Origin of the sequence: Rhodopseudomonas sp., assembly GCF_036404135.1 — a bacterium.
In the GTDB taxonomy this organism is placed as follows: Bacteria; Pseudomonadota; Alphaproteobacteria; order Rhizobiales; family Xanthobacteraceae; genus Rhodopseudomonas_A.
Genome location: NZ_DASWPE010000128.1, coordinates 31838 through 44020, shown reverse-complemented (window position 1 = coordinate 44020; position 12183 = coordinate 31838). Strand labels below are relative to the sequence as shown.

The window sequence follows — 12183 nt, the reverse complement described above, 5'->3', positions numbered from 1 at the left end:
AGCGCCTGATCAGCGCTGGTAAGCCCAAAATGGTCGCCCTGATCGCCGTCGCCCGAAAGCTCCTCACCACCCTCAACGCAATCCTGCGGGACAATCAGCCATGGCAAAACGCTTGACAACCAAGACAGTCGCTGAGGCGCTCGCCGCCCCGGATCGCCGCATCACCCCGCTATGGAAACAGGCGAGCCTCGAAGGATGACGAGGGAGAGTCGGCGGTAGCCGGAGCGCATCCTTCGAGACGCCCGGCGCAGCCCTTCGGGCTTCGCCGGGCTCCTCAGGATGACGCCGAGGGGTGTGGCAGGTGAAATAATTATCGGTTACTAGCAGCTATCCCTGCGCGGCGGCGCAGTGTGCCACGATGCGCGACCATTCTGCTGATACGCGACTATTCCGCCTGTGCGGCAGCGCAACGCGCCCGGCTCAGCCGTCGATCTTAGCCGGCGAGAGCTGCACCGATTCGCCGCAGCCGCAGGCGCTGATCTGGTTCGGATTGTTGAACACGAACTGCGCCGACATCTTGTCAACCTTGTAGTCCATCTCGGTGCCGAGCAGGAACAGCACCGCCTTCGGCTCGACCAGGATCTTGACGCCCTTGTCCTCGACCACCTCGTCGGAGGGGCGGATGTCGTGGGCATATTCCACGGTGTAGGACTGCCCGGCGCAGCCGCCGTTCTTGATCCCGACCCTGAGCCCGATGATCGCTGCGTCGGCGCGCTGGGTCAATTGGCGGACCCGCTCGGCGGCGGCGTCGGTCAGCCGCATCACCTGCGGACGCGGCCGCGGCGCGGGCTTTACGGGCGGCGTGGTGGCTTGCAAGTTCATATCGGTCATGTACGTCGTCCTCGCCGCGGTTCAAGGCCGCCGCTGGTTATCCCGTTTGGTGGGCGCGCAGCCGCCTCACCACATGTTCAGCACCAACCGCGCCTCGTCGGTCATCCGCTCCGGGGTCCACGGCGGCTCCCAGACGATGTTGACGTTGACGACGCCGACCCCGGGCACGCTGGCCACGGCGTTCTCCACGGTGATCGGCAGCTCGGCCGCGGCCGGGCAGTTCGGCGTGGTCAGCGTCATCTCGACGTCGACGGTGCGGTCGTCCTTGATGTCGACCTTGTAGATCAGCCCGAGCTCGTAAATGTCGGCCGGAATCTCCGGATCGAACACCGTCTTCAGCGCCGCGACGATGTCGCTGCCGAGCCGCTCGGTTTCCTCCGGCGGCAGCGCCGAGGAGGTTTGCATGTTGCTGGTTCGGGCTTCGGCCGTATCTGTCATGAGAACAAATCCCGCGCCTTGATCAGCGCCTGTACGAATTGGTCGACTTCCTCGCGCGTGTTATACATCGCAAATGAGGCGCGGCATGTCGCGGTGACGTGGAATCGTTCCAAAAGTGGCATCACGCAATGCGTTCCCGCGCGCACCGCGATGCCGGAGCGGTCGATCACCGTGGCGACGTCGTGCGGATGCGCGCCCTTCATCTCGAACGAGATCACCGGCCCCTTGTCGCGGGCGGTGCCGATGATGCGCAGCGAATTGATGTCGCGCAGCTGCGCCTGGGCGTAGTCGAGCAAATCGTGCTCGTGCGCAGCGATCCGCGCCTTGCCGATCGAATTGACGTAGTCGATCGCAGCCCCAAGCCCGACCGCCTCGACGATCGCCGGGGTGCCGGCCTCGAATTTGTGCGGCGGATCGCCGTAGCTGACGGCGTCGCGCGACACTTCGCGGATCATCTCGCCGCCGCCGCAATACGGCCGCATCGCCACCAGGTGATCGTATTTGGCGTACAACACGCCGATCCCGGTCGGGCCGTACAGCTTGTGCCCGGTCATGATGTAGAAGTCGCAGTCGATGTCCTGGACGTCGATCGCCAGATGCACCGCGCCCTGGCTGCCGTCGACCAGAACAGGAATGCCGCGGGCGTGGGCGATCCGCACCACCTCCTTGACCGGCACCACGGTGCCGAGCGCGTTCGACATCTGGGTGATCGCCACCAGCTTGGTCTTCGGCGTCAGCTGCTTTTCGAATTCCTCGAGCAGGAAATTGCCGTCGTCGTCGACCTCCGCCCATTTGATCACCGCGCCTTGGCGCTCGCGCAGAAAATGCCACGGCACGATGTTGGAGTGGTGCTCCATGATCGACAGCAGGATCTCGTCGCCCTCGGCGATATTCGGCGCGCCCCACGACGACGCCACGAGGTTGATCGCCTCGGTGGCGTTGCGGGTGAAGATGATCTCTTCCGGGCGCCTCGCGTTGAGGAAGCTGGTGACCCGGGCGCGGCCGCCCTCATAGGCCTCGGTGGCGGCATTGGCGAGGTAGTGCAGCCCGCGATGCACGTTGGCGTATTCGCTCTCATAGACCTCGGTCATGCGGTCGAGCACCGCGCGCGGCTTCTGCGCCGAGGCGGCGTTGTCGAGATAGATCAGCGGCTTGCCGTAAACCTTGAGGGCCAGCGCGGGGAAATCCTCGCGCACCCGGCTGACGTCGTAGGAGCCGTTGGCGACGGCGGGATGCGTGGTCATGAGCGCGCCTCCAGCCAGCGTTCGCCCGCGGCGATCGCCAGATCGCGCAGGCCGTCGTCGACGATCGATTCGATCGCCTCGCCGATGAAGGCCTGGATCAACAGCGACTGCGCGTCCTTTTCGGTGAGCCCGCGGGCGCGCAGATAGAACAGCAGCGACTCATCCAAAGCGCCGGTGGTCGAGCCGTGGCCGCAGGTGACGTCGTCGGCGAAGATTTCCAGCTCCGGCTTGTTGTCGGCCTCGGCCTCGTCGGACAACAGCAGCGCCCGGGTCATCATCTTGGCGTCGGTCTTCTGCGCCGCCTGATGCACGTTGATGCGACCCTGGAACACGGAGTGGCCGCGATCGTCGAGCACCGCGCGGAACACCTCGCGGCTCGTGCAATGCGGCACGATATGATTGAGCACCAGCGTGGTGTCGGCGTGCTGCGTGCCTTTCAGCAGGTTGACGCCGTTGGTGGCGACCGCGGCGCCCTCGCCCGCGATGCTGACGAAGCCCTGATAGCGGCTGACGCCGCCGCCCGACGTCAGGTTCAGCGTGTTGAGCTTGGCCTTGGCGCCGACCGTGAACACCGCGGTGGAGACGTTGATCGCATCAATGGCGTCTTCCATCAGCCGGACGTGCTCGAGTTCGGCACCCTCGCCGATCCAGATCACCACCGCGTCGTTGGCCTGATAGGCCGCAGCGCCCTCGGCTGCGACAAAGCTCTCGACTAGGGTGGCGCGGGCGGCGTTGCCGAGCTTGAAGAACGAGCGGCTGTAGGTCGCGGCCTTGGATTGCGTCGCGACATGGACGATGTGGATCGGCTTGCCGATCGCGGCGCCGTCGGCAACGGTGATCAGCACGCCGTCGGTGGCCATCGCCGCGTTCAGCGAAATCATCGCGTCGGCGCTGGCATTGATGTTCAACAGATCGGCGCGGCTGGCATTGCCGTCGTCGCGCAGCACCTCGGCCAGCGAGCGCAGCTCGATCGCCGGATCGAGCCCGGCGCGATCGGACAGTGCCGGCGCGAACACGCCGTCGACCAGCACCAATCTGGTGGTGTCGCCGGTCGCAAGCTTGGCGACCGCCGCGCTGGCGCGCTGCAGCGCCGGCTGATCCGGCGCCGCCGCCAGCGGCAGCACCTCGCGCATCAACACGCGCAGGTCGGTGTATTTCCAGTCCTCGATCCGGCGGTTCGGCAGGCCCTGACGGGCATAGGCCTCGAACGAGGCCTGGCGCCGCTCCGCCACTGGCGCGCTGCCCGGCAGCCGGCCGCGCACCGCGTCGAACGCATTGCCCAACGGGGTGGGATTTAGCTGTGTCGCTGCAACATTCATCACAAAATCCGTTTCAGTCGACCAAGGTCAGGCCGCGGCTTCGGCGTATTGCGCATATCCGGTGGCTTCGAGTTCGAGCGCCAGTTCCTTGCCGCCGCTCTTCACCACCCGGCCCTTCGACATCACATGCACGACGTCGGGCACGATGTAGTCCAGCAGCCGCTGGTAATGCGTGATCACCACCATGGCGCGATCCGGCGAGCGCAGCTTGTTGACGCCGTCGGCGGCGACCCGCAGCGCATCGATATCGAGCCCGGAGTCCATTTCGTCGAGGATGCACAGGCTCGGCTGGAACAACGCCATCTGCAGCACCTCGTTGCGCTTCTTCTCGCCGCCGGAGAACCCGACATTGACGCCGCGGCGCAGCATCTCCTGCGGAATGCCGAGCGAGGCGGCGACCTCGCGCACCTTCTTGAGGAAATCCGGGGTGGAGAATTCGCCCTCGCCGCGCGCCTTGCGTTGCGCGTTCAGCGCGGTGCGCAGGAAGGTCATGGTGGCGACGCCGGGAATTTCCACCGGATACTGGAAGGCCAGGAACACGCCCTTGGCGGCGCGCACGTCCGGCGCCATCTCCAACAGGTCCTCGCCTTTGAACAGGATCTCGCCGCCGGTGACTTCGTAGCCCGGCTTACCGGCGATGACGTGGCTCAGCGTGGATTTGCCCGAGCCGTTCGGCCCCATGATGGCGTGCACTTCGCCGGCGTTGACGGTGAGCGTCAGGCCGTGAAGGATCTCGCGTTCCTCGACCCGGACCTGGAGATTTTTGACTTCAAGCAATGCCATGATGTTGTCCGTCCTCTATCCTCGCCGCCATTCCGCGCTGCGCTTCGACGCCCTCACGGGATGATCGTAAATTCCGTCGCTCACTCAAGTTCGTCTTAGTTCGAGTTCGTTTTAGTTCGCGTAAGTTCGAGTTCTTCGTTCATTGTCCGGGATGTCCGCTTTGCGACCATCCCGGGCGATGAGCCATGGCCATCTGTCGCCGTGCAAATCCTGCACCAAACAAGTTTTGACCAACAAGTCCTGCACCAAACAAGTCCTGCACCATTTTGCTGAGCGACTTGCCGTCCAGGACGATCTTGAATTTGCGCACCGTCCATTCCGTTATCGTATGACGCGGACTTCAATGGGCAGGTCGATCTTCGCCCACGCCCGATCCGCCGTGTAGGCCACCGCGCCGGACTGCACCGCCAAAGCGAGGCAGGCCCGATCTCCCAGCGACAACCCCAAAGCCCGGGTCACCGGCCGCAATTCCGCGGATAGTCTCGCCTGCGTCTCATCAAATGCAACGACCGACATCTTGATTCCCGTCAGTAACTCGTCGACAGCCGCCGACGAACCGGCCTTGTCCCATAGGCGCGATCGCACCTCAGCGAGATTGACGGCAGACACCAAGCCGACAGTTTCGAGTCCGCGAAGCGCCTGATGGCCCGGCTCGTGCAACGCCACCGCGAGCACCGCAGAAGCGTCGAGCACGATGGGTTGGCTACTCCGCGGCATGGTGTTGCGCGCCGAACTTCGGTTCCTCCCGCAAAAATTCAAGTCGACGTTCCACGATGAGTCCGTCCACGCCTGGAAGCGCCTGCAACGTCGGGCTGGGATCGGCCCCCTTCTCGATCTGGCGCTGAATTTCCCTCGCCAGGGTCATGTGCGACAGAAGTTGCACCACACCGTCAACCACTCGGACCATCACCCGGTCGCCCGGCACCAGATGCGCGGCGGCAATCGCTGCGCTCGGCAGCGTCACGCTGCCGTCCTGAGCAACGTCAAGCCAAACCTGGCTGACATCGTCATCCGAATGACTCATCCGACGCTCCCCTCCAGCGAGATCGAGATCAGCTTCTGCGCCTCGACGGCGAATTCCATCGGCAATTGCTGCAGCACGTCCTTGACGAAGCCGTTGACGACGAGGCCGACCGCCTCCTCTTGGGAAAGCCCGCGCTGCACGCAATAAAACAGCACGTCCTCGGAGATCTTCGAGGTGGTGGCTTCGTGTTCGAACAGCGCCGAGGAGTTCTTGGCTTCCACGTAAGGCACGGTGTGGGCGCCGCATTGATCGCCGATCAACAGCGAATCGCAGGCGGTGAAGTTGCGCGCGCCGGTGGCCTTGCGGTGCGCGGTGACCAGGCCCCGATAGGTGTTCTGCGATTTGCCGGCGGCGATGCCCTTGGAGATGATCCGGCTGGTGGTGTTCTTGCCGAGATGGATCATCTTGGTGCCGCTATCGACCTGCTGATAGCCGTTAGAAATCGCGATCGAGTAGAACTCGCCGCGGGAATTATCGCCGCGCAGAATGCAGCTCGGATATTTCCAGGTGATCGCCGAGCCGGTCTCGACCTGGGTCCAGGAGATTTTCGAGTTCTTGCCGCGGCAATCGCCGCGCTTGGTGACGAAGTTGTAGATGCCGCCGACGCCTTCGGAATTGCCGGGGTACCAGTTCTGCACCGTCGAATATTTGATCTCGGCGTCGTCATGGGTGACCAGCTCGACGACTGCCGCGTGCAGCTGGTTCTCGTCGCGCTGCGGCGCGGTGCAGCCTTCGAGATAGGAGACGTAGGCGCCCTGGTCGGCGATGATCAGCGTGCGCTCGAACTGCCCGGTGTTGCGCTCGTTGATGCGGAAATAGGTCGACAGTTCCATCGGGCACCGCACGCCCGGCGGCACATAGACGAACGAGCCGTCGGAGAACACCGCGGAATTCAGCGTCGCGAAATAGTTGTCGGTGGTCGGCACCACGCTGCCGAGATATTTCTTCACGAGGTCGGGGTGTTCGCGGATCGCCTCGGAGATCGGCATGAAGATCACGCCGGCCGCCTTCAGCTCCTTCTGGAAGGTGGTGGCGACCGAAACCGAATCGAACACCGCATCGACCGCGACGCGGCGCTCGCCCTCGGGGCGCACCACGCCTTCCAGCACCTCGACCTCGCGCAGCGGAATGCCGAGCTTCTCATAGGTTTTGAGAATCTCCGGGTCGATCTCGTCGATCGAGGACAGCTGCGGCTTCTTCTTCGGCGCCGAGTAGTAATACAGGTCCTGGTAATCGATCTTGGGGTAGTCGACCCGCGCCCAGGTCGGCTCGGTCATCGTCAGCCAGCGGCGATAGGCCTCCAGCCGCCATTGCAGCATCCAGTCGGGTTCGTTCTTCTTTGCTGAGATGAACCGGACGGTGTCTTCCGAGAGACCCTTTGGGGCCTTGTCGGATTCGATGTCGGTCTCGAAACCATACTTGTACTGATCGACGTCGACACGGCGCACCCGTTCGACCGTCTCTTGTTCAGCCGGCATTCTGTCCTCCGCTCGCGGTTTCAAGGACCGCGGTGGAACGGTTGAAGTGTATTACGCAACTGCGAGCATGAAATCAGCTAGTTTGGAACCGTTCAAGCTCTGTTTCATCATCCCTTCTAATTAATGTTGCGGCGAGCTTTCGCCAAGCCTCGGCGCAGCGTTCGATGTCAGCATCCGTGGTCGCGGCGCCAAGGCTGATGCGAATCGCGCTGCGCAACAACCGATCCTCGACCTGCATCGCCTTCAGCACATGCGAAGGTTGCACTTTTCCGGATGAACACGCCGAACCCGAGGACACCGCGATCCCGGCGAGGTCGAAGCCGATCACCGCGGTCTCCGCCTTCAGCCCCGGCAGCCCGACCAGTATGGTGTTGGGCAGCCGCGGCACGTCCTGCGCAAAGATCACGCTGCCTTGGGTTTGCCGCAAGTTTTTTTCGAGCTTTTGCCGCAGCTTTGCCAGCCGCGCGGCGTCGGCCGGCAGTGCTGCGATCGCCGCCGTGACGGCTGCGCCAAATCCGGCGATGCCGGCGACGTTTTCGGTTCCGGCGCGCCGACCCTGTTCCTGGCCGCCGCCGCGCAGCAGCGGTTCCGCAAGTGCCATGCCATCGGCAAGAATCAGCGCGCCCACGCCCTTCGGGCCGCCCAGCTTGTGCGCCGACACCGACACCAGATCGGCGCCCAATTGTTTGATGTCGATCGGGATTTTTCCCAGCGCCTGCACCGCGTCGACGTGCAGCAGGCCGCCCGCCCGATGCACCAACTCGGCGACCGCTGCGATCGGCTGGATCGCGCCGGTCTCGTTATTGGCCAGCATCACCGACACCAGCGCCGGGCCGTCACGCTCGAGCAAGGCTTGCAGATGGCCGAGATCGACGAGGCCGGATCGGTCGACCGCGATCGCGCTGACGCGGTCGGCAGCAAACCGCCCGCCGCTCACAACCGAGGCGTGTTCGATCGATGAAACGATCAGACGATCAAGCGACTTGGTGGAAGTCTTCAACCCAGGTGTCAGCGCCAGCGCATTGGCCTCGGTGCCGCCGGAGGTGAAAATCACCTGCTGCGGCCGCGCACCGACAGCGGCGGCGACCGCGGCGCGGGCTTCTTCGACGACGCCGCGCGCCTTGCGGCCCTCGGCATGCACCGACGACGGATTGCCGAGCTCGAACGCCGCAGCCTGCGCCGCGCGCGCCTCATCGCGCAGCGGCGTGGTCGCGTTCCAGTCGAGATAAACCCGTGACGCCGTCAAACCCCTGCTCCGTTCTGTCCCCGCACATCTAGGAAGCGTCGGCGCAAATGCCAACGGAACCCGGTGCTTGCTGCTCAATATGCTTGCATTTGGCCCCTGGCCCTATGCTAGAACGCGGCCTCCGTTCAATCGCCGTTGGCCCGCTGTCATGGCGCTGATCGCACCTTTCGCACGGCCTGGTCTGCGCGGCGTCCGCGCCCCCGCCCCATGTCGGCTGCTTCTGCCAAGGAAAATCAATGCCTGAAGTCATTTTCACAGGTCCCGCAGGTCGATTGGAAGGCCGCTATCATCCGGCCAAGCAGAAGAATGCGCCGATCGCCATGGTGCTGCATCCGCATCCCCAGTTCCACGGCACCATGAACCACCAGATCATCTATCAGTGCTATTACGCCTTCGTGCATCGCGGTTTTTCGGTGCTGCGCTTCAATTTCCGCGGCGTCGGCCGCAGCCAGGGCTCGTTCGATCACGGCACCGGCGAATTGTCCGATGCCGCCTCGGCGCTGGACTGGGCGCAGACCATCAATCCGGAAGCGCGCGCCTGCTGGGTCGCCGGATTCTCGTTCGGCGCCTGGATCGGCATGCAGCTCTTGATGCGCCGCCCCGAGGTCGAAGGCTTCATCTCGATCGCGCCGCCGGCCAATCTCTACGACTTCTCGTTCCTGGCGCCCTGCCCGTCCTCGGGCCTGATCGTGCATGGCGAGAAGGACGCCGTGGTGCCGCCGAAGGACGTCAACACCCTGGTCGAAAAGCTGAAGACCCAGAAGGGCATCGTCATCGACCAGCACATCATCCCCGGCGCCAACCACTTCTTCGACGGCAAATTGCAGCCGTTGATGGAATCGGTCACCGGCTATCTCGACATGCGGCTCGCCAACGTCCGCTAAGATCAGTTCATCCAAACCGGCTTACCTATGTGGTCTTTCCGGGGCGCGAGCAGCGAAGCTGCGAGTGAACCCGGAAACTCGCCGCACACAAGGGGTCGCTCCACTCGGCTGTTCTGCAAGATTCCGGGTTCGCTCGGCCTTTCGGCCTCGCGCCCCGGAATGACGATGCTGTGGGTTCGTCCGGTTGGAAAAGCTCCGAATCCGCGCCGCATCAAGGCCGCGCGATCAACCCGCCGGTCATCGGGATCGCCACCCCGGTGGTCGAGGGATAGGTCAGCGGCAGGCCCTTCAGCCCGCGCGCGGCGAGAAAGCCGAACGCCTGCGCCTCCATGGCATCGGCCGACCAGCCCAGCGCATCGGCGCTCTCCACGCCAGCCGGCGAAAGCTTGTCGCGCAACATCCGCAGCAAAGTCAGATTGCGCGCGCCGCCGCCGGTGACGATCCAGCTTTGCGGCGGCTTCGGCAATAGCGGCACGATCGCTGCGATCGCCGACGCGGTGAACGCGGTCAGCGTCGCCGCGCCATCGGCCGGTGCGAGGTCAGGCAAGGCGAGCGCGGCAAATTCATTGCGGTCGAGCGATTTCGGCGGCGGCAGCACAAAGAACGGCTGTTGCAGCGCCGCTGCCACCCAGGTCTGATCGACCGTGCCCTGCGCCGCGAGGCGCCCCTCGGTGTCGAACGGCTGGCCGGAGGTCCGGAACACGAAATCGTCGAGCAGCGCATTGCCCGGCCCGGTGTCGCAGGCGATCAGCAGGTCATTGCCGTCGATATAGCTGATGTTCGAAACACCGCCGATATTCACCACCGCGATCGGGCCGGCGCGATCCAGCGCCTGCGCCAGCGCGCGGTGATAGACCGGCACGAACGGCGCGCCCTGGCCGCCGGCGGCGACATCGGCGGCGCGAAAATCATGCACCACCGGAACCCGGATCGCCCTGGCCAGCGCCGCGGCGTCGCCGATCTGCACCGTCAGCCGTTGCGACGGGCGATGCAGCACGGTCTGGCCGTGAAACCCGACGATGTCGACCTGCTCGCGGGTGATGCGGTGCTGCGCGGTGAAATTGGCCACCGCCTCGGCATGGGCCAGCGTCACCATCCGTTCGGCCTCGCCGAGCACGCCCGGGCGCTCCTCGCGCCGGGTCAGCTCCACCGCCTGCGCCAGCGCCTGGCGCAGCAGGCTGCGTTCGGGCTCGCTATAGGGCCGATAGCCCGACGGGCCGAGCGCTGTGACCCGCCGGCCGTCGGTCTTGATCAGGGCGACGTCGACCCCGTCGAGCGAGGTGCCGCTCATCAATCCGATTGCGGTCATCAGCATGGGCACCTCCGGCGCGGCGCGCCAACGTCCAACTTGTGTCACGCAACCACATCTTATAATGCCACAGGACGCCAAAACACGGCAGCGCCTTACGATCGCCTCTCGCATTTGATGAGAGAGAGCGTGAAATAAGAATGATCAGAGTCGCAGAATCATGGTCGCCTTTAAATCAGATTTTCTGAATGTCCTGCAGAGCCGGGGCTTCATCCACCAGATTTCCGATCCGGAATCGCTGGATGATTTGGCCTCGCGCGGCGAAGTGGTGTCCTATGTCGGCTACGACTGCACCGCGGCCTCGCTGCATGTCGGGCATCTGCTGTCGATCATGATGCTGCATTGGCTGCAGGCCACCGGCAACAAGCCGATCGCGCTGATGGGCGGCGGCACCACCAGGGTCGGCGATCCGTCGGGCCGCGACGAGACCCGCAAGATCCTCAGCTACGAGCAGATCGACGCCAACAAGGACTCGATCAAGGGCACCTTCGCCAAATTCATCAGCTTCGGCGACGGCAAGGCCGACGCCATCATGGCCGACAACGCCGAATGGCTGACCAAGCTGAACTACATCGAGATGCTGCGCGACGTCGGCCGGCATTTCTCGATCAACCGCATGCTCACCATGGATTCGGTGAAGATGCGGCTGGAGCGCGAGCAGGAGCTGTCGTTCATCGAATTCAACTACATGATCCTGCAGTCCTACGACTATGTCGAACTGGCGCGGCGCTACGGCTGCAATCTGCAGATGGGCGGCTCCGACCAATGGGGCAATATCGTCAACGGCGTCGATCTCGGCCGCCGCATGGGCACGCATCAACTGCACGCTTTGACCTGCCCGCTGCTCACCACCTCGTCCGGCGCCAAGATGGGCAAGACTGCGGCCGGCGCGGTCTGGCTCAACGGCGACATGCTGTCGCCCTACGACTACTGGCAATATTGGCGCAACACCGAGGACGCCGACGTCGAACGCTTCCTCAAGCTGTTCACGCTGCTGCCGCTCGAGGAAGTGGCGCGGCTTGCGGCGCTGCAGGGCCAGGACATCAACGAGGCCAAGAAGCTGCTGGCGACCGAGGCCACCGCGCTGATCCATGGCCGCGAGGCCGCCGACAAGGCCGAAGCCACCGCGCGCACCACCTTCGAGCAGGGCGGCACCGCGAGCGAACTGCCGACCGTCGAACTGCCGCGCGCCGAGCTCGACGCCGGACTCGGCGTGCTGGTGGCGTTTGCCGAAAAAACCGGGCTGGTCGCCTCCAACGGCGAGGCGCGGCGCCAGATCAAGGCCGGCGGACTCAAGGTCAACGACGTCGCGGTGACCGACGAAAAGATGGCGCTGACCGCGGCGAACCTCACGTCGGACGGCGTGATCAAGCTGTCGATGGGCAAGAAGAAGCACGTCTTGCTGCGCCCGGCGTAACCGCCGGCGCCCGCAATGTCGCTGTTGGCGGGACATGAACCGCCAACGCGAGTGGCGGCGCATCGCGCGGCTCGATTAGCTTGATGTAGCCATCAAGAAGTCAGCCGTCATTCCGGATCGCGAACTCGAAGAACGAGCAAGCCCGGAATCTATAACCCCTGCGGTGGTTATAGATTCCGGGCTCACTCGCAGCCAGAGCTGCTCGTGCCC

13 protein-coding genes and 1 pseudogene are annotated in these 12183 nt (G+C 64.4%); 3 read left to right on the top strand and 11 right to left on the bottom strand.

What is annotated here, in order from left to right; translation table 11 throughout:
- A pseudogene (locus VGC77_RS16070) lies at positions 1-116 on the top strand (IS110 family transposase); the annotation flags it as partial.
- Between the two features lie 304 nt (positions 117-420).
- On the opposite strand, the gene VGC77_RS16065 reads toward VGC77_RS16070, so the two are convergent.
- The 10 genes from VGC77_RS16065 to VGC77_RS16020 form a co-directional block, all read right to left on the bottom strand.
- Entirely contained in the window at positions 421-831 is a 411-nt protein-coding gene (locus VGC77_RS16065; RefSeq protein ID WP_331172569.1) for an iron-sulfur cluster assembly accessory protein, read from the bottom strand.
- Positions 832-897: 66 nt separating this feature from the next.
- On the bottom strand, positions 898-1269 hold the full coding sequence (locus VGC77_RS16060; RefSeq protein ID WP_331172568.1) for an SUF system Fe-S cluster assembly protein: 372 nt from the start codon (positions 1267-1269) through the stop codon (positions 898-900).
- On the bottom strand, positions 1266-2513 hold the full coding sequence (locus VGC77_RS16055; RefSeq protein WP_331172567.1) for a cysteine desulfurase: 1248 nt from the start codon (positions 2511-2513) through the stop codon (positions 1266-1268). Before VGC77_RS16055 ends, VGC77_RS16060 begins: the two co-directional genes overlap by 4 nt.
- Positions 2510-3832, bottom strand: a complete 1323-nt coding sequence (gene sufD, locus VGC77_RS16050; protein ID WP_331172566.1) for a Fe-S cluster assembly protein SufD — start codon at positions 3830-3832, stop codon at positions 2510-2512. Before sufD ends, VGC77_RS16055 begins: the two co-directional genes overlap by 4 nt.
- 27 nt (positions 3833-3859) lie before the next feature.
- On the bottom strand, positions 3860-4615 hold the full coding sequence (gene sufC, locus VGC77_RS16045) for a Fe-S cluster assembly ATPase SufC (RefSeq protein ID WP_331172565.1): 756 nt from the start codon (positions 4613-4615) through the stop codon (positions 3860-3862).
- A 139-nt stretch (positions 4616-4754) separates the two neighbouring features.
- On the bottom strand, positions 4755-4925 hold the full coding sequence (locus VGC77_RS16040; protein WP_331172564.1) for a hypothetical protein: 171 nt from the start codon (positions 4923-4925) through the stop codon (positions 4755-4757).
- 11 nt (positions 4926-4936) lie between these two features.
- Positions 4937-5308 carry a type II toxin-antitoxin system VapC family toxin gene (locus VGC77_RS16035; RefSeq protein WP_331172563.1) on the bottom strand — a complete coding sequence of 124 codons (372 nt, stop codon included), beginning with the start codon at positions 5306-5308 and terminating at the stop codon, positions 4937-4939.
- A 10-nt stretch (positions 5309-5318) separates the two neighbouring features.
- Positions 5319-5639, bottom strand: coding sequence for a hypothetical protein (locus VGC77_RS16030; RefSeq protein ID WP_331172562.1), 321 nt, complete (start codon positions 5637-5639; stop codon positions 5319-5321).
- Complete coding sequence (sufB, locus tag VGC77_RS16025; protein ID WP_331172561.1) at positions 5636-7117, bottom strand: Fe-S cluster assembly protein SufB; 1482 nt, start codon at positions 7115-7117, stop codon at positions 5636-5638. Before sufB ends, VGC77_RS16030 begins: the two co-directional genes overlap by 4 nt.
- A 73-nt stretch (positions 7118-7190) precedes the next feature.
- Positions 7191-8363: a cysteine desulfurase family protein gene (locus VGC77_RS16020; RefSeq protein WP_331172560.1), complete on the bottom strand. Its 1173-nt coding sequence runs from the start codon at positions 8361-8363 to the stop codon at positions 7191-7193.
- Between the two features lie 236 nt (positions 8364-8599).
- Between VGC77_RS16020 and VGC77_RS16015 the strand changes: the two genes are divergently transcribed.
- Positions 8600-9247, top strand: a complete 648-nt coding sequence (locus VGC77_RS16015; RefSeq protein ID WP_011473287.1) for an alpha/beta hydrolase — start codon at positions 8600-8602, stop codon at positions 9245-9247.
- Positions 9248-9458: 211 nt separating this feature from the next.
- On the opposite strand, the gene VGC77_RS16010 is transcribed toward VGC77_RS16015, so the two are convergent.
- Complete coding sequence (locus VGC77_RS16010; RefSeq protein ID WP_331172559.1) at positions 9459-10562, bottom strand: anhydro-N-acetylmuramic acid kinase; 1104 nt, start codon at positions 10560-10562, stop codon at positions 9459-9461.
- Between the two features lie 154 nt (positions 10563-10716).
- On the opposite strand from VGC77_RS16010, the gene tyrS reads away from it, so the two are divergent.
- Positions 10717-11973: a tyrosine--tRNA ligase gene (gene tyrS, locus VGC77_RS16005; RefSeq protein ID WP_331172558.1), complete on the top strand. Its 1257-nt coding sequence runs from the start codon at positions 10717-10719 to the stop codon at positions 11971-11973.
- Positions 11974-12183 lie beyond the last annotated feature (210 nt).

Bases quoted from the DNA above. Each gene is read 5' to 3' on its own strand.
- VGC77_RS16010 (WP_331172559.1), bottom strand. From the start codon at position 10,562: ATGCTGATGACCGCAATCGGATTGATGAGCGGCACCTCGCTCGACGGG.
- sufB (WP_331172561.1), bottom strand. From the start codon at position 7,117: ATGCCGGCTGAACAAGAGACGGTCGAACGGGTGCGCCGTGTCGACGTC.
- sufC (WP_331172565.1), bottom strand. From the start codon at position 4,615: ATGGCATTGCTTGAAGTCAAAAATCTCCAGGTCCGGGTCGAGGAACGC.
- VGC77_RS16060 (WP_331172568.1), bottom strand. From the start codon at position 1,269: ATGACAGATACGGCCGAAGCCCGAACCAGCAACATGCAAACCTCCTCG.
- VGC77_RS16030 (WP_331172562.1), bottom strand. From the start codon at position 5,639: ATGAGTCATTCGGATGACGATGTCAGCCAGGTTTGGCTTGACGTTGCT.
- VGC77_RS16065 (WP_331172569.1), bottom strand. From the start codon at position 831: ATGACCGATATGAACTTGCAAGCCACCACGCCGCCCGTAAAGCCCGCG.
- sufD (WP_331172566.1), bottom strand. From the start codon at position 3,832: ATGAATGTTGCAGCGACACAGCTAAATCCCACCCCGTTGGGCAATGCG.
- VGC77_RS16015 (WP_011473287.1), top strand. From the start codon at position 8,600: ATGCCTGAAGTCATTTTCACAGGTCCCGCAGGTCGATTGGAAGGCCGC.
- VGC77_RS16055 (WP_331172567.1), bottom strand. From the start codon at position 2,513: ATGACCACGCATCCCGCCGTCGCCAACGGCTCCTACGACGTCAGCCGG.
- tyrS (WP_331172558.1), top strand. From the start codon at position 10,717: ATGGTCGCCTTTAAATCAGATTTTCTGAATGTCCTGCAGAGCCGGGGC.